General features: G+C 48.1%; 16 protein-coding genes and 1 pseudogene. 1 reads left to right on the top strand and 16 read right to left on the bottom strand.

Going from position 1 to position 20,405, the window contains the following annotated elements; genetic code table 11:
• Positions 1 to 2: 2 nt before the first annotated feature.
• The 4 genes from OHJ21_RS26000 to OHJ21_RS25985 form a co-directional block, all read right to left on the bottom strand.
• Positions 3 to 959, bottom strand: coding sequence for an ABC transporter permease (locus OHJ21_RS26000; RefSeq protein ID WP_100540496.1), 957 nt, complete (start codon positions 957 to 959; stop codon positions 3 to 5).
• Between the two features lie 21 nt (positions 960 to 980).
• The gene (locus OHJ21_RS25995; RefSeq protein WP_486021565.1) at positions 981 to 2,531 is read right to left on the bottom strand and encodes an extracellular solute-binding protein; all 1,551 of its coding nucleotides are present in this window, start codon (positions 2,529 to 2,531) and stop codon (positions 981 to 983) included.
• 203 nt (positions 2,532 to 2,734) lie between these two features.
• Positions 2,735 to 5,122 (bottom strand): helix-turn-helix domain-containing protein, encoded by a 2,388-nt coding sequence (locus tag OHJ21_RS25990; RefSeq protein ID WP_486021564.1) that lies wholly within the window; start codon positions 5,120 to 5,122, stop codon positions 2,735 to 2,737.
• A 379-nt stretch (positions 5,123 to 5,501) separates the two neighbouring features.
• Positions 5,502 to 6,863: a transcriptional regulator gene (locus tag OHJ21_RS25985; protein ID WP_486021563.1), complete on the bottom strand. Its 1,362-nt coding sequence runs from the start codon at positions 6,861 to 6,863 to the stop codon at positions 5,502 to 5,504.
• Between the two features lie 302 nt (positions 6,864 to 7,165).
• Between OHJ21_RS25985 and OHJ21_RS25980 the strand changes: the two genes are divergently transcribed.
• The gene (locus OHJ21_RS25980) at positions 7,166 to 7,486 is read left to right on the top strand and encodes a helix-turn-helix domain-containing protein (protein WP_486021562.1); all 321 of its coding nucleotides are present in this window, start codon (positions 7,166 to 7,168) and stop codon (positions 7,484 to 7,486) included.
• 280 nt (positions 7,487 to 7,766) lie between these two features.
• Here the strand turns inward: OHJ21_RS25980 and OHJ21_RS25975 are convergent, their stop codons facing one another.
• From OHJ21_RS25975 to tenA, 12 genes and pseudogenes are all read right to left on the bottom strand, one after another.
• A complete protein-coding gene (locus tag OHJ21_RS25975; RefSeq protein WP_486021561.1) occupies positions 7,767 to 9,023 on the bottom strand; it encodes a DUF4073 domain-containing protein in 1,257 nt (418 codons plus the stop codon).
• Positions 9,024 to 9,384: 361 nt separating this feature from the next.
• Positions 9,385 to 9,516 (bottom strand): annotated as a pseudogene (locus OHJ21_RS25970) (pentapeptide repeat-containing protein); the annotation flags it as partial.
• Between the two features lie 56 nt (positions 9,517 to 9,572).
• On the bottom strand, positions 9,573 to 9,938 hold the full coding sequence (locus tag OHJ21_RS25965; RefSeq protein ID WP_486021560.1) for a hypothetical protein: 366 nt from the start codon (positions 9,936 to 9,938) through the stop codon (positions 9,573 to 9,575).
• Positions 9,939 to 10,209: 271 nt separating this feature from the next.
• The gene (locus OHJ21_RS25960) at positions 10,210 to 10,380 is read right to left on the bottom strand and encodes a hypothetical protein (protein ID WP_165789753.1); all 171 of its coding nucleotides are present in this window, start codon (positions 10,378 to 10,380) and stop codon (positions 10,210 to 10,212) included.
• A gap of 24 nt (positions 10,381 to 10,404) precedes the next feature.
• Positions 10,405 to 11,034 (bottom strand): TetR/AcrR family transcriptional regulator, encoded by a 630-nt coding sequence (locus OHJ21_RS25955; protein WP_486021559.1) that lies wholly within the window; start codon positions 11,032 to 11,034, stop codon positions 10,405 to 10,407.
• Between the two features lie 146 nt (positions 11,035 to 11,180).
• Positions 11,181 to 12,347 carry a dicarboxylate/amino acid:cation symporter gene (locus OHJ21_RS25950; protein ID WP_326116129.1) on the bottom strand — a complete coding sequence of 389 codons (1,167 nt, stop codon included), beginning with the start codon at positions 12,345 to 12,347 and terminating at the stop codon, positions 11,181 to 11,183.
• A 312-nt stretch (positions 12,348 to 12,659) separates the two neighbouring features.
• Entirely contained in the window at positions 12,660 to 14,678 is a 2,019-nt protein-coding gene (locus OHJ21_RS25945; RefSeq protein WP_486021558.1) for a fructose-specific PTS transporter subunit EIIC, read from the bottom strand.
• A gap of 245 nt (positions 14,679 to 14,923) precedes the next feature.
• The gene (locus OHJ21_RS25940; RefSeq protein ID WP_486021557.1) at positions 14,924 to 16,876 is read right to left on the bottom strand and encodes a BglG family transcription antiterminator; all 1,953 of its coding nucleotides are present in this window, start codon (positions 16,874 to 16,876) and stop codon (positions 14,924 to 14,926) included.
• A gap of 242 nt (positions 16,877 to 17,118) precedes the next feature.
• Positions 17,119 to 17,799: a thiamine phosphate synthase gene (gene thiE, locus OHJ21_RS25935; RefSeq protein ID WP_486021556.1), complete on the bottom strand. Its 681-nt coding sequence runs from the start codon at positions 17,797 to 17,799 to the stop codon at positions 17,119 to 17,121.
• A complete protein-coding gene (thiD, locus tag OHJ21_RS25930; RefSeq protein ID WP_486021555.1) occupies positions 17,796 to 18,812 on the bottom strand; it encodes a bifunctional hydroxymethylpyrimidine kinase/phosphomethylpyrimidine kinase in 1,017 nt (338 codons plus the stop codon). Before thiD ends, thiE begins: the two co-directional genes overlap by 4 nt.
• Positions 18,809 to 19,651: a hydroxyethylthiazole kinase gene (gene thiM / locus OHJ21_RS25925; RefSeq protein ID WP_486021554.1), complete on the bottom strand. Its 843-nt coding sequence runs from the start codon at positions 19,649 to 19,651 to the stop codon at positions 18,809 to 18,811. Before thiM ends, thiD begins: the two co-directional genes overlap by 4 nt.
• Positions 19,652 to 19,706: 55 nt before the next feature.
• Complete coding sequence (gene tenA, locus OHJ21_RS25920) at positions 19,707 to 20,393, bottom strand: thiaminase II (protein ID WP_486021553.1); 687 nt, start codon at positions 20,391 to 20,393, stop codon at positions 19,707 to 19,709.
• Between the last annotated feature and the right edge of the window lie 12 nt (positions 20,394 to 20,405).

Here is a 20,405-nt window from a genome sequence, read left to right as displayed (position 1 = left end):
CCTTACCAGATTCCCGTTTGGTTCATTCGCTTCGCAATGTAATTCGCTCCTAAGATGAGCACCATCGCCAACAGATTTTTAAATACACCGACCGCTGTGGCGAATGAATAGTTAAGCGATGTCAGGCCTTCTCTATACACATACGTATCGATAATGTCGGCCACCCCGTACACGGCAGGCGAATACAGCAGCAGCACCTTCTCGAAGCCCGCATTAAGCAAGCCTCCGATCGACAGAATAAGCATAATGACAATCACATGCGAAATGCCTGGCAATGTAATATGCCATGCCTGACGGAATCGGTTGGCACCGTCGATTTTGGCTGCCTCATACAGCCCCGGGTCAATGCCTGCCATAGCTGCCAAATACAAGATCGTCCCCCAACCGACGGTCTGCCACACATGGGATATAACGAGGATGGATCGGAAGTATTTGGGTTCTCCGAGGAACAGAATCGGCTCTCCCCCAAAAAACACGATAATCGCATTAAGCAGCCCGTTATCCGTGGACAGCATCATCATGATGAGACCTGCCACCACGACCGTCGAGATGAAATGCGGTAAATACGAAACCGTTTGAACGATCCGTTTGAACAGCCCGTTCTTCAATTCATTCATCAAGAGCGCTAGAATGATCGCGGACGGAAACCCGAACAACAGGTTATAAAAGCTGATCAGAAACGTATTGCGGAGCACGTTCCAGAAGTAATAGGAATCAAAGAAACGGACAAAATGATCGAAACCCACCCATTCCCCCGTTAAAATCCCCCGGACCCCTTCAAACGGCGAAATGTCTTTGAACGAAATGATAACGCCGAACATCGGCACGTAATCAAATATAAGGAAATAAAGGATCCCGGGCAGAATCAGGTAATAGTAAAATCGATGCTTTTTAACTGCAGCCCAGCGGCTTCGTTTCTTCAAGGCCGGCGGGGCAACAGTTGCAGTGTTAAGCTCCATCACACACGCAGCCCTCCCGTCTTATTTTTTCAGCTCAAAAAATTGCTTCGTGTACTCATCGATCCACATCTGCAGTCCGGCTTTGTTCAGCTGCTCAATATATTGATCGAATTCACTCAGGGGTCTTACGCCGGTCACGAACTTAACGAGCTCCTCGCTCCGCAAACGGTCCAGATCTTCAAGCATCGGGACATTCTGCTTCAGCCGTTCCTTGTCATATACGACGGTTGCATCCAGTGGCATTTTGGCTGCACTCACATTGGTAATCTCATGATTCAGGTAATCGGCATGCATCTTCTTCACGGGATCACGGAATGCGTATTTGTTCTCCGTCGCTAAGCCCAGAGAAAGCATATATTCACCGGCATACCGGAGATCCGGGCTAAGCAGCTCGATCTCGAACTTGTTGTCATCGAGATACTTCCAGTTCTTCCCGAAGGCTGCATTCAGCGTATTGGTCGGTAAATCCTTGTATTGATGGTTGATGAACTTGATGACAGCTTCCGGATTTTTGGCTTTTTTGGTAACCAGCATGCCCGTCGTGTTTCCGCGCGACGCTGTCATCAGCTTACCGGCAGGACCGGTTAGATCCTTAGCAATCGCATAATCGGCTCCCTCCGGGAGATTCGGCTTGATCTGCGGGAACAGCAGCGTAATCCTGGAATACCACATAGAGGAGGTTCCAACCCGGTTGGTTTTTAGCAGCTCCAGCGGGTCGAATTTTGCAAAAGCTTCCTTATAGATGTAGCCTTTCTGGTACCAATCCGCCATCTTGGCCAAATAATCCTGATAGCCGGGCGCAAGCTCAACCGGTTTGATTTTGTTGTCGGCCGGATCGAGCCAATTACTGTTGCCGCCCTCTACGTAGGCGCCCATCAGCGCATTATTCATACCGCCCAGATCGGTCATCATCGGGATTGTGTCCGCCTTGCCATTACCGTCCGGATCGCCCTCTTGGAATGCCTTTAATACCGCTTCGAGCTCATCAATGGTCTTCGGCATTTCCAAATCCAGCTTCTCCAGCCAATCGGTACGAATCCAGACCGGGTAATGAACGGACGGCAGCCCCCGGGGAATGCCCCAGATCTTCCCGTCTTTATCGGTCATATAATCCCAAGCTTCCTGAGGCCATGCCTTCAGAATGTCCTGGCCGTGCTGCTCCAGCAAATCGTTTAGCGGAATGATAGCACCCTTCGAAGCATATTGATCCCAATCCCCCTGAAATACGTCCACCTCATCCTTGGATCCAAGCAGTAAATTCAACTTTTCGCCCTCGGAGCCTTTTGGCGGTACGATCGCAATCGGTTCAATGCCAAGCTCATCCATATACATCTGCTTCATTTCCTCTAGCGCATCCGGAATACTGCCTTCCGGTTTCTGATTCAAGGCCCCGGTATTCTGATAAATATAAATTTTAGCCATCTCCCCGGAACCCTTGTTTGAATCTCCGCTAACCTCCTTGGATCCGGCAGAGGCTCCATCGCCTCCGCTCCCTCCCGATCCTCCACCTGCACATGCCGCAAGCGAAAGCACCAGCATGGCGCTCAGCGTTGTATGAAACAGCTTCTTCATTCTTATTCCCTCCTTAAATTGGGTTGGGTCCGCGTTTCCAACATGGCCGGGACCTGCTTCAGGAGACACCTTATCACGATTTGTAAGCGCTTAACATGTAAAACGTTGTACATTTATAACATGATTTCTACTTATCAAATATTTGTTACGAAAGACAAAAATCCCGGTACTCCTTCTCTGGGAGTAAGAGGCCGGGATCGATACTATGAGTATATTTTTTTGTATTCGCCGGGAGTGATCCCGGTTATTTCCTTAAACACCTTAATAAAATAGTGGGCACTGCCGAATCCGACCTGCTTTCCGATCTCATTGATCTTAAGCCTGCCTTCCGCGAGCAGACGCTTGCTATTATCAACCCGTACCTGCTTCAGGTAATCAATGAAGGGCTGACCGGTGCTTTGCTTGAATAGTCTGCTGATATAAGCCGGGTTCAAATTCAGGTGCTCGGCAACCCACTGTAACGAGATATCTTTATCATAATCGTTCTCCAACATTTCAATGACTTTGGCAATGTGCTGGTTGCCCCTAGCGTGAATCTCTTGACGTATGCATTCAACCCCGCGCGTTATAAGCGATTGAAACCATGCGACGATATGATCCATCGAGCCCAGATCGAGCAGCTCTCGGTATGGATCTGTTCCCTTCTCGAACAGAGTTTCGATGCCTGTTCCAAACGAGCTGAATGAATACCGGATGGACGTGAACAATTGAATGAAGATCGGCTGGATCTGGTTGTAATGAAGCTTGTGTTTACAGGCCTCGATCTCGGCCACAAAGGCGTCGAATATGAAAAGAGCTTCCTGCAAGCAGGCAGTCCGGATACAACTGTTGAGCTTTTCCTCAAGCTGGTTCGGATAATGAAAGGTTTGCCCATTATCGGCACGGATATCGTCCATGGATATCACGTAACCTTTTCCATAGAGAATACGGTATTTTAACGCCTCTGCCGCTTCTTCATAAGCAAGGGGGAGCCCCTCGATCCCACTGCAGATACTTCCGACGCCAAGTGAGAACTGCACGCCCAGCCGTGCATTCACCTCATCGAGCAGCTGCTGTGCCAGATGGAACAATTGCTGACGCCCTTTTCCGGAAAGGTTAAAAACAACTGCGATTTTGTCCTTCTCCACATTGACGACGAAAAATGCAGTACCCAGCCCCAGTACCACGCTGTCCTGCAAGGCATCCATGATCTTGATCTTGCACAGGTCCTGCGCCAGCATATCCTCGCCGTTAGAAGCCATCTCTTCATCAATGGACAGCAAGAACACAGACAGCTCATGAAGGCTGATAGGGAGTCCAAGATAATCCTTCTTTGATTCAATTTCCTCAAGACTCATCGTATGCCGCTGCAGCAGCGACAGCTTGAAACGTTCCAATTGAAAGGGCAGGCTTTCCTCCAGCCTTTCCTTATAATAATTGCGCTCATCAATGGTGGACCTGACAAAGCTGCCAATGACGCTGAGTTCATCATCCGGCCCGTTAGATTGCTCGCTGACCAGCTGGATTTTCCCATCGCTCCTCCCCTTCGCAAGTGCATTCAAACGGGAGATCGGCTTATACAAGCTCCTGGAAGAGAAGTAGGAGAGCAGCAGCGAGAACAGCATTAAAGCGCCGGCAGAATACGTAATCGTCTGTTTGATGTCAATCGTTCCCTGCGTGTACACCCCCATATCGGATATGTTGACAAAGGTCCAACCCAATAGCGCGGAAGAAGAGTAGCTAACCAGCTTCTTGCTGCCATCGAGCTCGATGGAATACGATCCTGACTTGGCACTTTGCAGAGCCTCGGGTAATCCAATTTGCTGAACACCGCCCGTCATTGAAGATTGGCTGCGGAATACGAGATTTCCAGATGAGGACACTACGTACATGTCGTCACTCGCATTTAATTTGCTGATAATATCCTCATAAATCATGGCCGCATCGAGGTTGACGATGATGGCGTTGTTGGCTTTTTTGGATTTATAGATCACGGACAGGAGGTCCTTATCCCCGTTAGGATATTGCTTCGCGCTCCGAGTGTCCAAGAAGACAGGATTCACCTGCATGGTCTGCACGGCGTCATACCAGTCTTTATCATAAAAATCCTCCCTCCGAAACTGACGATTGGAGCGGTCTTTATCCGAAGTGATCACTAGGTTCTTGCTGCTGTCATAAAAGTATACGGAATCCACGAATTGATCGGAGAGTTTGAATGAGTTCATCGTGAGGAAGGTATTCTTCTTGGCTTCCAGATAAGCATAGAGCGCTGGTAGGTCTTCCTCCGGAATCTCCCCTTGAAGCCCTTCGTAGTAAGCCCCATTCGGGAAATTCTCGAAGCTAATGAAAGAGCGGTTGAGTGCAAGCAAATTCGAATTTTCCTTAATCCGGTTCAGCAAAATCTCAAGGGTGTTGATCGTCTGGTTCAAATATTGCAGCTTGTTGTTACCCGTCTCTTCTTCTACAATGCCGGATACCCTGTAATATGCAAAAATATTGGAGACCAAACTCGGAAGCACGGTAATGAGCACCGTCGTGACAATTAACTTCAGAAAAAACTTACGCTTTTTCATGCTTCCCACGGAATCGATCCAATTTCTTATTTGAAGCATCCTTATCCCCCTTGGCCCGAATTATGAAGACACAGCAACTCGAAACAGTTCTGGGCAGCGTATTGAGCACTGATACAGTTCCGCCTCAATTATAAAGCGCTTACAATATGTACACAGATTATACCTTATGGGCTTGTTGTTAGGTAGGTTTTATAGGCGCATCCATAATATATTGCTGGGCATGTAAAAAAGCCTATTCCTACTCATACTTCGAGTTGGAATAAGCCTTTGAAATAAGAGATCTAAGATCCCCCAATACCATGTGTAAATTGCTGAACGAGCGGTGGTTCAGCCAGCGTCGAATCATCAGCAGCATACACAGGAACATTAATAGAAATAACCATACAGAATGCAATCAAAAATAACACTATTCTTCTTTTCATTTTATTTTCACCTCACTGATTAGAATATTATATCTATTTTGTATTTCCACAGATGCAACATGTCTGAACTGCTCAAAAGATTGAACACATTTCAGAATGGCGTCATCTTTATGAATATCAATGGCTACTGCCAAGCCATCTAATAAATAAGTCAAACCCTCCTCGTACCTTTGTCTGTTCAGATAATAGGATGAAAGTTCGATCAAAAAATGCGTATACCGATCTTCTCCCACTTGATGGTGGTACGTTTGCGACTGTCCCTTTATCGCAGTATACGAAGAAATCTTGCTTTGAAATTTCTGCAAAATATAATCTACGTTAAAATGATACTGATTAGCCGCCTGGAGAATTTTAGTCAAAGCAGGAAGAATCTCGTCTTCTTTGGATTCAATATAAGCCACATAATCCGGCAGAACCTCGACCTTACCTGACAACAGTTGGTATAGATATGTATTTGCCACAGCCCACATTTTATATTGCTCTTTAATTCGATGAGCTTCTTCAGAATCCTCCTTGACCCAACTCAGTTCTGAATATAGCAATACATATCGTAATGCCTGCTCATAATCTCCTCGTTCATCACAAACACCCGAACGTAATAAATACGAGTATATAATATATAGAAACAGCGGACGTTTCGGTTCCTTCTGGAGACAATGACTTTTGGTCTGTTCATATTTATAAGAATATTGGATAGTTGCCTTTCGTCCCATCTTTTCTGCAATTTCCTCAACCTTATCCCAATATCGAAGAGAACTATAAATATTAGCCAAATCCTTCAACGCATCAAGCTGATCCACTTCATCTAAACGCTCGACGAATTCCTCAAATTTAGTGGCTGCCCTAAGATTCTTTTCCTGATCATGACCTAATGAGATTGTAAACAGTCGATAATGGCACAGAGCTAACCGTTCAGAATGTTGATATTTCTCACTTTCGGCTACTGATTCGTAAATCATTGCGGCTGCTGAATACTTGCCTTGATTAAACAAATCCTCTGCTGTGTCAAAAAGAAGTGGCACATAAGCTAGGTTATCCGTCATATATCGAACAACCTTCTGAATTAATTCCAGCTTATCCAGTTCGGCACAGCGGTACAAAAACGGCTTTAGTCTTCTCCAATTCAGCGGATAAGCAAAACATTCATCCGCATAGAGCTCATAGAAGCTGCCTTCGGGAAGTCCCATGGCCGATACCATTCGATCTAATTGCTGCATAGCAATGGGGCGTATACCCTTAATAATAGTGCTTAACGTCCCTGAGTTAATTTTTGATAGTTCCGCAAATTGATTTATAGTTAATCCCGTCTTTTTCAGGTAAAAATCCAATTCTGATCGTATCGTGGTTGTATGTATCAATTCAACAACCTCCAATAAGAATATCCGCATTCGGAACATCCATAATTTAGTATATCAATAGAATAATAGTAATAGTATAGATTAATTTAACGCCTGTCAATTAAAGCATAAAGCTAGCTTCCCGCACAAACCCACTTTGTTTAGGAAGTACCTTCGGGAATCATCTCCTACTATATTTGAATATATTTACAATTTATCACAAAAACCTTATAAGGACAATAATTGATATATAATGAATCTTTTAGTGACTCCAATATTAACTACCTTTTGTCTACACTTCTTATAAGAGGAGTCGATCATATATGGATAAATCGATTGCAGAGAGATTGGGCATTATAATACGAGAAATTAGAAAAAGTCAGGATCTAACCCAAGAGGAGCTTGCCGAGAAAATTGGTTCCTCTTTTAGTTATATTGGCAGGCTGGAAAGAGGGGAAGGCAATTTCACCGTGCAAACCCTCGAAAAAATTACAACAGCGCTTAATCTCGACTTCTTTGACTTTATGTCATTAGGTAAAAAAGATAATGAGGTCATATTTGAAATTAACTCGCTGCTCCTACAGCAAGATGAAGAAAACCAGTTAAAAGGATTAAACATCCTTAAAGAGTTGTATCGAAAATAAAAAATGAACATTACAAACGAGATCTATCTTCCTATAAGATCTATTGGGTCAGCATTTCAAAACGATAACTAACTCCTGATTAGACGGGAGTTTTTTTATTTGTTTACCGAATTGATAAATGAACTTGTTTTGAAAAAAGATTGATCAAAACAAGCTCTACTATGCATGGAATCAGATTTTCCAAAACATTGTCCAGGCTTGAGGTCCTGAACTAAAACGTAATTTGTGTACGCAAAAAAACAGAGCGTTAATTGAATCAACGCTCTGTTCTATTCAGACATTATTTTTTGAAAGTCACCTTTTTAGATAATCCATCTTCCAGGTTCATTTCACCTTTATGGCGAACGAATACATTTTGGTTTCCTTCAAATTTTGGAGGATTCTTCGGATCATAGTCAACCCAGCGACTATTTCCATTTCCATTACCATTTCCGTTTACAGAATATTCCATATATTGAGTAGCACCAATGAGCTCATTTTTCTTATCATCAGCTTCAACATGAGGTGGTAATTGAGCAACAGTACCCTGATGCACACCCAGTTCTTTAATGACTTTATCTGTTTTATAATCATACGCTTTTATTACTACATCATTTCCGTTCACTTCAACCTGAAGGCCCTGTTTAAAATCATTGCCCGTCGACACTTCACCACCATTAGGCCCTGCCGATGCCCAGCCCGCTTGAATCCCAGCTGTGTTCACAACGGTAAACCCACGCTTATCTCCACCGTCGACTACCTTTTTACCTGCCCAATCCGGAAGATTCAGGTCCCAGTGACTGTGGCTTGTAAAGAGAATGACTTGCGGATAATCCTTTAAGATCGCTTCTAATTTTTCTTGGTCTAAGTAATCACCTGTATAAGGGGATTGATTGGAGCCTGAAATACTATCCTTCAGAATATGATGACTAAACAGAAAGACGGGTTTATTTGGATCGTTCTTTGAATATTCTTCAAGATTCTGCTTTAACCAATCAAGCTGCTCATCACTAAGGTAAACCTCATCCCACAAGGATTTATCATGGTAATGCATATATTTTTCGGTTCCTAAGAAAAGGAACGGATATCCGTCTAACTCTTTTTTATGGTAGACTTTCTCTTCGCCAGTAAAGTTATAAAAGTTTTGGAACATTTCGGACTCCGGCGTATGATTTGGCCACGTGTTTTGCGCTAATGTGTTCGGTGTTGCCCATTTTGGTTTGTAAAACTCATGATTTCCTATGCTGTACCATACATTTTCCGGATGAGGATTATGATCTAACACCTGTTGTACGGCTTGATATTCAAAATCCCACCCTCGGTCTGTAATATCACCATTCACGATTAATGCTTTTGAAGTTGGGTTTACCTGTTTCATATCGTGAAGCACATGCTTAAAGTCATTGTAATCCCCTTGAATGTCACTAATGACATCAAAAGTAAGACCTGGATTTTTTGAAAATTGATGTTCATCCAGTTTTGCTTGAGCTGATCCTGAAAAAGCACCTATATTGAAAATCATAGATGCTGCCATCATACCTGTTAGTAGCTTCTTCACAATTATTCCTCCTAGTTATCATCATTTCAGAATATCATCCGCTAAGGATATAAGTTTCTATATTATAGTAAACAGGAAATATTAAGGTAATATTCTCCTAGAGTAAATAATGCACAAAAATATGTAAATAAACCAAAGCTGCAACAATATTTAGAGAAAATAAAAACACATTCGAATGTGAATGTGTTTGCGCATCGTACTAACCAAATGTTGTTCCGCTGATGAAGATATTACCTTCTCCCTAGCTCCAGTACCCATTGTTTGATATCATCGCCTTCCAACCTTCTTGGATTCTCTTCAGATCCAACAAAAATTTGGCTGACACTTCATCAATTCCGCTAACTTCTTCAAAGCCAGTTCCTTAGAGAAGTGCTCCATCAAGCAGGGCTTTTGTTAAATCACCTTTAATAAACTTTGCGCTTAGATTTGCTCTTCGAAATGATGCTCGCCTCGAGTCTGATCCAGATATGTTAGTAAACCTAAGATCTGCATCATCAAAAGAGGATTTTTAGGGATGCGTAATCAAATAGTGGTTAAGAGCAAAAGCGCCTAAAGCCATGGCTCCTGCTGCCCCAGATAGGCCGACTTCCCCATCTCATTCATTCGCTCTTGCTCGGCCTGTATCTTTTCACCGAATTTCTCGCGGGTGTCGCCAACGTCAAATGCCATTTTGGCGCCCCATATGGTCGTATTCAAGACCTCCTCGGCAGTCCCTATTGTAACATCGTAAGCCATCTGTTTACCGGTTCCGATCGGATCTTCAACCAAGGCGTTTGCCTTATCTTCAACACACGACGCCAGCATCTGAATCCGTTGATTCAGCGTGTTTTTGTTCGCTTCCAGCTGATCAGAGGCCCTGTCGAATTGATCCGACACTGCCAGCAGCACCTCAGGAGGTACAAGTATCTTGGACATACGTCAACCTCTTCGTCATTTGTTAGATAGTCATTCTACTTCATTTCAAATAACTGGAAGAGGTTCCAAGGTCCTCTTTATGTGGAGTAACAACTCCGTCGAAAATTCCCTAACCCTGCATAGATCTGCAAAAGCATGCAAAAAAGAGTGCCGCTTCAGCCGACACTCGGTAGTCTTGCGCACTGTACGTTAACCTGTAGGTGTTCCCTAACTCTCCCATCAAAATCGTTCACGAGCCTATTCTATTATATTCTTCTGATTTTCCTCCTTCTTATTTCCGAAGCAGATTAAAAATCGCCTCCAGCCGTATGCTGTGATTGCATGACTCGCAGGAATAGTTCCCTTTCCGGTTTTCCTTGAAATTTTTATATCCTATGCTTCCTTCGTACAGCCGAAATGTCTTCTTGCAGCAAAAGCATTCCACCTCATAATAAATCAACATGCTCTCTCCTCCTTGGGAGCGTTCTTATTTGCGCGTGGCGTGATCAAAGATCGTAATCAGCTCCTGTACATAAGCCTTTACGTGAAGATCGGGGTTTCTCATCAATTCCAGGCTGAATCCATCGATGGCATGCCGGATAGAGAGAGCCATGACTCGGGAAGATAAGGGGGTGAATTCACGAAAGGTTCCTTCCTTCGCCCCTGCATGCAGAATCGCCTCAATCGGTTGAAACACACCTTCATCCGTATCCGCCGAAAACCGAGGCTTCCCCTCCTTCGTCCTCATGCCCGTCACGATCTCCACAACGGCAAAAACCATCTTCCGATGATCCGCGATAAACTCCACATTCGCTTCAATATACTTCTTGAGCCTGTTTTTCGGAGATGCTTCGTCACGCAGGATGGGCTGCACAAAGGACTCATAGGCGATATAATACTCCGTCACCACCTGCTCCAGGAGCTCATCCTTCCCGGCAAAATGATAGGAAATCACCCCTTTGCTAACGTTGGCACGCTTGGCGATTTGACCTATCGAAGCTTGGGCATAACCGACCTCGGCAATGGTTTCGATCGCACATGCCACGATCTGCGCACGGCGGGCCTTCTCAATAAACGACATTTCCTTCTGGTCATTCGTTTTATTTTTAGTATTCATGGTTACATTTTAGTACGATTGTACAGAAAAAATCAATAAGAAGCCTGCCCATCTTTTCGGAAATGGGCAGGCTTCTGCCTGAACTCATATAGATTGCTGGATCCTGACCGTCCGCGATGCAAAGTAGTAAGCCGCGCTTACATGATTTACGCAGGCTCAGATTTGCTCACGCGATCCGTGATCACGGCGATAGCTCCATCTCCGGTTACATTACAAGCCGTTCCGAAGCTGTCTTGCGCAATATAGAGGGCGATCATAAGCGACGTCAGTGTCGTATCGAAGCCCAGCATGGACTCCAGCAATCCGAGTGCTGCCATAACGGCGCCTCCGGGAACTCCGGGAGCAGCAACCATCGTAATGCCCAGCATCAGAATGAATGGGAACATCATGCCGATGGAAGTCGGCATCCCTGTCAGCAGCATGACGGCCATCGAGCAGCTTACCAGTGTAATCGTGCTGCCGGATAGATGTATGGTTGCGCACAGAGGGATGACAAAATCAGCGACCTTCCCACTAACTCCGTTCAGCTTGGTTTGGCGCAGCGTAACCGGAATGGCAGCGGCAGAAGACTGCGTGCCTATCGCCGTAAAATAAGCTGGCAGCATGTTCTTCAGCATGGCAAACGGATTCTTGTGTGCGACTTGACCCGCAACCAGGTATTGTATAATCAGGAACAGCACATGCAGGACAATGATCATAATGAATACTTTGGCGAATACCGACAGGATCATGGTCACTTGCCCGCCATAGGTTAAGTTGGCAAACACGCAGAGGATATGATACGGCAGCAGCGGAATGATGATCGAGGCGATCAGTTTCTCAACAATCTCCCGGAAATCCACCATGACCTTCTGCAAGGCTTGTCCCTGGATTACAGCCGCTCCCAGCCCCAGCGTAAAGGCAAGCAGCAGAGCAGTCATCACCCCGAATACAGGCGGCATGTCAACTTTAAAAAAGGGTTCCAGCAGCGCCTCTTCCGGATTGGTGTAGGAATTAACCAGACCACCAACCTCCAACATATATGGATACAATAGTGTCGCTGCCAAGAACGCCAACAGCCCCGCGATAATGGTGGAGAGATAAGCAAGGCCCGTGGTCACGCCTAGCAGGCGACCGGCTCCTCTCCCCAGCTCCCCGATGCCGGGAGCAATGAACCCAATGATAATTAAAGGTATGGCAAAACCAAGGAAGTTTCCAAACAACCCGCTAAAGGTAGCTAATCCGGCAACCAGCCATGCCGGTGAGAACGATCCGATCGCAATTCCTAGCGCAATGGCAATAAGGATTTTCGGCAGTAAGCCGAGTTTTTTCATGTTCATGCTGCTATCACCCACAGATGTTATTTTCGTTTAGTGTCCACTCCAAACGGACGAAATTCCATTGGACACGGAATGAACAAACTTTATCATATTTTGGATATCATTGTCATTATGCAAAATATGACAACGAAACTTCACCAGTAATAGATCAGATGAGAGGCATGGGCATCAAATAAATCATGGAAAAGCGATATGCCTACTCCGGTTCAAGCACGCGCAAAATTGAAGCCAGCCCCGCTCATTTCTGTGCGGGGCTGGCTTCATTGGAGTGGCTTCATATACAACCCTGTCACTCAGCGTCTAGAATTAATGCACCTGATCCAGCAATTGATAGGCTTCTTCCTTCGTTGTCACCGCCAAGAGCGCTTCTCTGAAATCATCATCCATCAGCTTGCGGGACAACATTTGCAGCACTTTCAAATGTGCATTCTGTTTACTATTACGCGGCACGGCAATCATGAAGATCAGTTTGGCATCGCTCCCGTCCAGACTCTTCCAGTCGACACCATCCTGCTGGATACCAAAGACCACGCTTGGTTTCAGGACAGCATCCGATTTACCGTGAGGAATCGCAATATTCATGCCGATGCCTGTGGAGCTTTCTTGTTCCCTAGCTAATATGGCCTGTTTAAAATCTCCGTCAGCTCTTACCGCACCATTCCGCTCCAATACACTGATCATTTCGTCGATAACAGCATCCTGTGTCGTTCCGACCAGATTCAGATTAATGAGATCCGGTGTTACAATATCAGTCAATTTCTCAACTCGGATAGCAGGTGTTTCCGTTGCTGTACCGTTATTGATCACGGTTGAAGCCACTTCGGTTAAGTCCGCAGCTATGGGTGCAGCTGCGTTAACTGCCAACTCTTCACCTGCTCCGGCAGGATTTTCTATCGCTTCGGCTCCTTCTCCAACAACTGCCGGAGTCTCAGCTGCAACCTCTTTCTTGAGCAGGCTCACCATGATAACCGATACGGCTGCGCCGACCATGACAGCGAGGAAGAACATCAACACATGATCCACGGCACCGAGCACGGCTACAATCGGACCGCCATGGGCTACGCTGTCACCGACACTGCCCAACATGGCAATCACTGAACCCGTCATGGAACCGACCATGATACTCGGAATGACGCGTAGAGGATCTTGTGCCGCGAATGGAATCGCTCCTTCGGTAATACCGAACAATCCCATCGTAAATGTTGCTTTTCCAGCTTCACGTTCCGCAGGTGTAAACTTCCTTTTGTTCATCATGGCCGCCAGTCCCATGGCAATCGGAGGAACACAGATGGCAACGGCAATTTGGCCCATAATCACATAATTCCCTTCACCGATCATGGCCGAGCCGAACAGGAACGCAACCTTATTCACGGGACCACCCATGTCAAAAGATATCATCGCGCCCAGAATAAGCGCCAACAGAATCGAACTTGTGCCCTGCATTCCCGCGAGCCAGACGGTTAACGCTTCAAACAGATCCGCAACCGGAGCACCAATCACAAAGACGAAGATTAACCCTACAACTAGTGACGCCAGTACCGGGATAACAATAATGGGCATAATCGGCTGCAGCGACCGAGGAACCTTGATCCTTTTAATAGCAAGTGCAACATAACCTGCCAGGAAACCGGCAATAATCCCCCCGATGAATCCAGCTCCCGCTTCACTTCCATAAAAGCTGCCGTTCGCAGCAATGAACCCACCGACCATACCTGGTGCAAGACCCGGCCTGTCCGCAATACTCATTGCGATAAATCCGGCAAGGATCGGAACCATGAAAGTAAACGCAGCCGCACCGATACTCTCAATCGTTTTCCAGATCGAACCCTCCGGAATAACCAGCCCACCCGGCGTTTTCACGCCGCCCATCGTCAGTGCGATTGCGATGAGCAGTCCACCGATCACGATAAACGGCACCATATAGGATACACCGTTCATCAAGTGACGGTAGATCGGATTTTGTTTAGGTTTGTTCTCTCCTGTCATATCTTCAGCCGACTTGGACTGTGCCTGATAGACGGGCACATCCCCTTTTATCATCCGTTGGATCAGCTCTTCCGGACGACGGATGCCATCCTGCACACCAACCACAAGCAGTTTTTTACCGACAAACCGGTCCTTCACCACCGTCTTATCCGCTGCGATAATAATGCCATCGGCTTCACGGATATCCTGCTCCGTGAATTGATTCTCCACGCCAATGGAGCCTTGGGTCTCGATCTTCAACTCAACGCCCAGCTTCGCGCCTGCCTTCTGCAGATTCTCAGCAGCCATATACGTATGTGCAATTCCGTTAGGACATGAAGTAATCGCTAATATTTTCATGATCGTCATTCTCCTTTGCTGTCATGTTCCCGCTTACATTTATAGTGTACACGCTGAAAACGCTGTTATCGGATGAACTTTTTACCGGAACTTCCGGAAAAACAGGTTTATTTCGCAATAAAATATCCCCACAAAGTGGACCTATGCTACGATGCTTATTCCAAATACTTTGCGGGAACCCCCAAAAAAATGTAAAAAGCAGGACGTATACGTCCTGCTTCATCATCAGGTTTCTACTACGAATTTTACCCTTTTAACGCATTCAGCAATCGCATCACGTCCGTCTCCTTAGACAACGCACGGACCAATGCCGGCTGCTCACTGATCCGTGACAATTCCCTGAACAGCTGCCTCATCTCTTCCCGCTCATCGTGCTTAACCGCGAGCAAGAACACAAGCTCTACCTTCTCGGCTCCCCAGGTAATCGGCTGCTTCAATGTAACAACAACGATACAGGACTGTTTAATCCACTCCGAGCTGCCATGAGGGATGGCAATGCCACCCCCAATCGTCGTAGCAGACATATTCTCACGAACCAGCACACTTTCCGTGTACCCAGCCTCGACATACCCCTTGTCCTCCAGCATTTGCGCAAACTTGGCGATTAACTGTTCTGGACGCTCTACCTCCTGCTGAGGAAAGACGAGAAAAGGTGTCGTATATTTCAAAAAGACCGATTCCTCAGTCGCCCTGCTGTCCGGCTCATCGAGCCCCCGGATCGCTTGCTCCAGCTTCCGCTCGTCACTGGCCTCGAGCAGAGGGGAAACGAGGATATAAGGTGATTTTAGCTCGGGCAGATCAACAGTTGTAATGACAAGATCCACCTCATGAGCTGCCAGATAATCATCAACTTCCGCTTTGGACATCGTTGTCTCTACATGCACGGACGGGAATCTCCGCTCCACCTTCGCGAGAAGCAATTGGGACATCCCGACGCCCATGTGACACACAATAATGACCTTTTGAGGATGGCTTTCATTCTGGTGAAGCCGTTCCACAGACGCCTGAAAGTGCAGCGTCAAATATGCGGCCTCTTCTTCGGGAAAGTGCAGATGGAGCGCTCCCCCTACCTCTTCCAATGCCATGATGACCCGATCGAACATATAGGGATACATCTTTTTGATCTCAGCCAGCATCGGATTGGACACAGCCAGACCATAATGAAGACGGTGCATGGTTGTGTACAAATGCACTTTCAACCCGTTCAATAATACCTGGTCCTTGGAGAAAGGGATCATATTCAGCTCCGACATCCGCCGAATCAATTGCTCAACCAATTGGGACAGCAGTGGATGACTGTCTGCTAGATCGCTCCGCCGGGCGCCTCCATCCTCCTGCGTGTATCGGAACTTCCCGCCAAGCAGGTGCAGGGTTAGATAAGCGGTTTCTTCCTTGGAAAAAGGGACAGCGAACAGTTTTTGCAGCTTCTTCAAAAAGTCTATCGCCCATGCAAATTCCGCTTTGTTCTCCAAAAAGGCTATGTCCTGCCCAGAGAGCGAAATCGGCTGTCCCAGCTTGGTCCGTTTGACCATGAGCAGAATATGCAGCATCAGGCTTTCAAAGGTTTCATCGGTGAAGCGAAGCTGATGCTGCTTTTGCAACGCCTTCAACTCATTGAATACGGTTGCAATCTCGTGCGGTTCATACTGGTTACGCATCATCTGTCCCGTCAACTCCGGACGGTTGATCAATTGGTTCAACCGCGCCAGCGCCATCCGTTTGTTCTTCTCCGAGCCCTCAATCATGAAGCCTACACGCTGCTTCGTCATTAAGCTCAGATCAAAGCTGCGCAGCCAGCCCTCAATCTTTTCCATATCCCGACGGATAATCGCCTTGTTCACGTAAAACGGTGAAGCCAGCTTCTGCAGGGTTACGGGCTTCGCGTTCATTAAGAGCCGATATGCCAGGTGCAGCACCCTTTCCTCATCAGATTCATCCTCGGTGGTACTCTCGTTGGAATACAAGCGGTGGAATAAATCAGCCTGATCCGCTTCTCCGATCTCCAGATAGATACCAAGTCCCGGCCTTTTCACCAAATGGCCACTGGAGTGCTTAACTATATATTCTTCAATCACCTTCAGATCGTTTCGGATCGTCTTCTCCGAGCACTCGGTCTGATCCGCCAGATCCTGAACGAGCCACAGCCGGTTCGGTTCCATTAACAAATTGCGAAATATCTCTTTTTGCCTATTATTCATTCCGATCTCCTATTCAACTTATTTGGAGAGCTCACTCATCGTGGAGCAGGTACATTGTCCTACGTATATCATATCCGGGTCTTTATGGCAATCTGATCTAGGATGTTACACGAGAATGGATGAAAAGAATGGCATGTTGACGGAAAAGCTGAGCCTATACAGTAATTTAAAATCTGACGTAAGCAAAACAAGAGTGCCGCAGAAGCTTCGGCACCCTTGTTCATAATCCGCATATAATCCTCCTACATCTCAAGTAATTCGTTGGTTGCACGGCGTATCTTTCCTATAAAAGCCTCCACAGCCTCCCGAGCCGACTCTGCTCCCGTCACGGCGGAGATCACCGCGACGCCATCTGCACCCGCTCCCATGACTTCCTCCACGCGCTCCACGGTAATCCCGCCAATCCCAACGATTGGCAGATCGATTCCAGCTTTGCGCAGTTCACGGAGAATCGCTGGGCCTTGCACAGCCTTAGCGTCATCCTTCGAGCGGGTCGGATAGATTGGTCCGATGCCAAGATAATCGGCACCGTGGAGAATGGCGCGTCTCGCCTCCTCCACGGTATGGGCGGAGACACCCAGAATCCGGTTGCCGATCCGCTCCCGTACGGAAGCCGCGCATTCGTCGTCCTGGCCGATGTGCACACCGTCGGCGTTCAGCTTCAGCGCCAGCTCCACATCGTCATTGACGATGAAGGGTACGCCCGCTTGGCGGCACTGATTCTGGATCCGGCGAGCCAGCTGGACCATCGGCTCCCCAACAAGCGCGCCATGTCCCTTCTCGCGGAACTGGACCATGGTCGCGCCGCCAGCCAGTGCCTTCTGCACAATTCGGCTTGGCTCTTCGATACAGTTCACGCTGCCGAGTACGAGGTACATCCGTAGATGCTGCCTCATCATTTCGGGTGTCACTCTCCCCGTCATCGCAGCACCTCCTGACGGCGGCGACGATACGCCCAATGATTCGTGGGGCCGTGTCCTTGCCCCAGGTTTAAGCCGTCTTCAATGGCCGCTTGGATGAAAGAGCGTCCGCTCTGAATGGCATCGAATGCGCTCAAGCCTTTGGCCAAGCCTGCGGTGATGGCGGCAGAGAAAGTGCACCCGGTACCATGCGTATGAACGGTATGAACTCGTTTGCCGTATAATTCCGTGAAGGCCATACCATCGTATACAAGGTCCATGACGGGAGGACTGCAGGGATTTCCGAATCTGTCGCCATTCTTGATAATTGGGGAGCGTCCCTCACTTAACTCCCCGTTATGGCTGGCAGTTCTCGTTTGGCCAGACGTTAATTCGGACCTAGGCAACTCTTCCTGCTGCGTATCCGCCATTATATCTGGTTCCCTGTCTCTTTGGTGATCCGCATCTTCATGACCGACAAGCATCCCCTCATCATGGCCGCCCTTGATCACAACGATCTTGGGCCCCAGAGCATGAATACGCCTCGCTGCTTCCTTCCGATCTTCCATTGTGCGGATACGCATCCCCGCCAATACTTCGGCCTCCGGTATGTTGGGGGTGACAATCAAGGCCAGCGGCAGCAAATCTTCTCTTAAAGCCTGCACCGCTTCGCTTTGCAGCAGCTCCGCTCCGCCTTTGGCAATCATTACAGGATCGACAACGACCTTCTCCCAGCCAAAAGCCCGAATCCGGTCAGCAACCAGGCGAATGATCTCGGCGTTGAACAGCATGCCCGTCTTCAATGCATCTACTCCAAGGTCCGAGCCTACCGCTTCCATCTGCTCGGCGGCTGCTTCGGGGGGCAGTGGATATACGCCGTGAACCCCCAAGGTATTCTGCACCGTGATCGCCGTAATCGCCGACATGCCGTATACGCCGAGCTCTTGGAAGGTTTTCAGATCGGCCTGAATGCCGGCGCCTCCGCCGCTATCGGACCCGGCAATCGTCAGTGCCCGGGGCACGCGAGTCTTGCTCATCGTGTGCCACCTGCAGCGGTCGCTTCTGCTTCCCGGACAGCCGCATATCCTTCCAGCGAGTCTGGATGGAGCTTTGCCAGCTCATCCAGGAAAGCGATCTGGAAGCTCCCCGGTCCCTGGTCTGCCGTGCGCTCTGCGGCTTTTGCCGCCGCGGCCCCGTAGAAGGCCAGTCCCGCCGTACCCGCAAGCAGCAGGTTTGCCTCCACTGCGGCAAAGGCACCCAGCACCGAGGTCAGCAGGCACCCTGCGCCGGTGGCCTTCGTGAGCAGCGGGTCACCGCCAGTAATGATACGCACTTCACTTCCATCGGTAATTACGTCCTCTTCACCGGTAATGGCCACGATCGTGCCTAATTCGCGTGCAGCCCGCACAGCCAGCTCGGCATGATTGCTGCCTGCGCTGATGCCAGCGTCTACGCCTTTGATCTCGCGGGCCTCCCCAACAAGGTGAGCGACTTCAGCCGCGTTTCCACGCACAAGCGAAACCTTCACCTCGCTCAGAATCCGCAAGGCCGACTCCGTCCGAAAACGGGTCGCGCCCGCACCGACCGGATCCAGCAGGACCGGGACGCCATGGGCATTGGCCGATTGCCCCGCTATTATCATCGCATCCACCAGCTCGCGGTTCAGCGTGCCGATGTTCAATACGAGTGCGCCCGCGATGGCGGCCATATCCGCCACTTCCTCGGGCGCGTAAGCCATGACCGGCGACGCGCCCAGCGCGTACAAGCCGTTCGCCGTAAAATTCGTAACCACCACGTTTGTCATATTGTGAACGAGGGGGCTCGTCTGCTGTACCTTCGTTAAAAGCGCCGAAACCTCTTTTTCCCATGCATGCATATGAATCAGCCTCTCTTATCTATAATGGAATTTATGTGCTTGATACAGTTTCTCCTTACAGCACCGCAGCCTGCAGCTGCACCGGCCATTCCTCCTGCTTATATGCCATATCCCAGAACATATACTCCAGTTGGCAGCTCAGCATGAAATGCTCCGTCATCCGTTCCCGCTCGGCTGCCGTCGCACGCTCTGCCCATTCATCGACACGGTTGCAGAACTTGGCTGTCGCGTCTTCCCCCCGGTTGCCGTAGAAATAAATCCAGTCATAGAATGGATGGGACGCATCCGGCTTCACTTCATCCAGCAGCCTGCGACCAATCTCCAGGTACGTCCACGGGCAAGGAAGGAGTACCGCCATAATCTCGCCCAGACTGCCCTCATGCGCCACCGTCAGCATATGACGGATATAATGATGCGCGGACGGAGCAAGCGGATACCCCTGAAGCTCTTCATAGGTCACCCCGGCTGCTGCGCAAAAATTCTGATGCGGGTGCACCTCGCTGTGCAGGATGAACGAAATCTGTTCGTTAAAGGTCGCGATCTCTTCCCTGCTGGTCGATTTAGATATGGCGATACCGTAAATCCGCATGTAGGCATTCAAATACTCAAAATCCTGTTTTACATAGTGAATCAACTGCTCCCGCTCCAGATTCCCCTGGGCAATGCCTTTTACGAAGGGATGATCGAAGATTGCTTGAAAAATACCTTCCGCCTGCTGACGGAGCTCTTGCGTGAAACTCATTTTTGTCCCCAC

The sequence above is a fragment of the Virgibacillus sp. LDC1 genome, from assembly GCF_025792345.1.
Lineage (GTDB): Bacteria > Bacillota > Bacilli > Paenibacillales > Paenibacillaceae > Paenibacillus_AQ > Paenibacillus_AQ lautus.
This window is presented reverse-complemented; position numbering and strand designations above follow the sequence as displayed.

Coding starts and splice junctions, on each gene's coding strand:
- OHJ21_RS25980 (WP_486021562.1), top strand. CDS start 7,166: ATGGATAAATCGATTGCAGAGAGATTGGGCATTATAATACGAGAAATT.
- thiD (WP_486021555.1), bottom strand. CDS start 18,812: ATGAGCAAGACTCGCGTGCCCCGGGCACTGACGATTGCCGGGTCCGAT.
- OHJ21_RS25990 (WP_486021564.1), bottom strand. CDS start 5,122: ATGCTTCAAATAAGAAATTGGATCGATTCCGTGGGAAGCATGAAAAAG.
- OHJ21_RS25995 (WP_486021565.1), bottom strand. CDS start 2,531: ATGAAGAAGCTGTTTCATACAACGCTGAGCGCCATGCTGGTGCTTTCG.
- OHJ21_RS25950 (WP_326116129.1), bottom strand. CDS start 12,347: ATGAAAAAACTCGGCTTACTGCCGAAAATCCTTATTGCCATTGCGCTA.
- OHJ21_RS25945 (WP_486021558.1), bottom strand. CDS start 14,678: ATGAAAATATTAGCGATTACTTCATGTCCTAACGGAATTGCACATACG.
- OHJ21_RS25965 (WP_486021560.1), bottom strand. CDS start 9,938: ATGTCCAAGATACTTGTACCTCCTGAGGTGCTGCTGGCAGTGTCGGAT.
- OHJ21_RS25940 (WP_486021557.1), bottom strand. CDS start 16,876: ATGAATAATAGGCAAAAAGAGATATTTCGCAATTTGTTAATGGAACCG.
- OHJ21_RS25955 (WP_486021559.1), bottom strand. CDS start 11,034: ATGAATACTAAAAATAAAACGAATGACCAGAAGGAAATGTCGTTTATT.
- thiM (WP_486021554.1), bottom strand. CDS start 19,651: ATGCATGCATGGGAAAAAGAGGTTTCGGCGCTTTTAACGAAGGTACAG.
- OHJ21_RS25960 (WP_165789753.1), bottom strand. CDS start 10,380: ATGTTGATTTATTATGAGGTGGAATGCTTTTGCTGCAAGAAGACATTT.
- tenA (WP_486021553.1), bottom strand. CDS start 20,393: ATGAGTTTCACGCAAGAGCTCCGTCAGCAGGCGGAAGGTATTTTTCAA.
- thiE (WP_486021556.1), bottom strand. CDS start 17,799: ATGACGGGGAGAGTGACACCCGAAATGATGAGGCAGCATCTACGGATG.
- OHJ21_RS26000 (WP_100540496.1), bottom strand. CDS start 959: ATGGAGCTTAACACTGCAACTGTTGCCCCGCCGGCCTTGAAGAAACGA.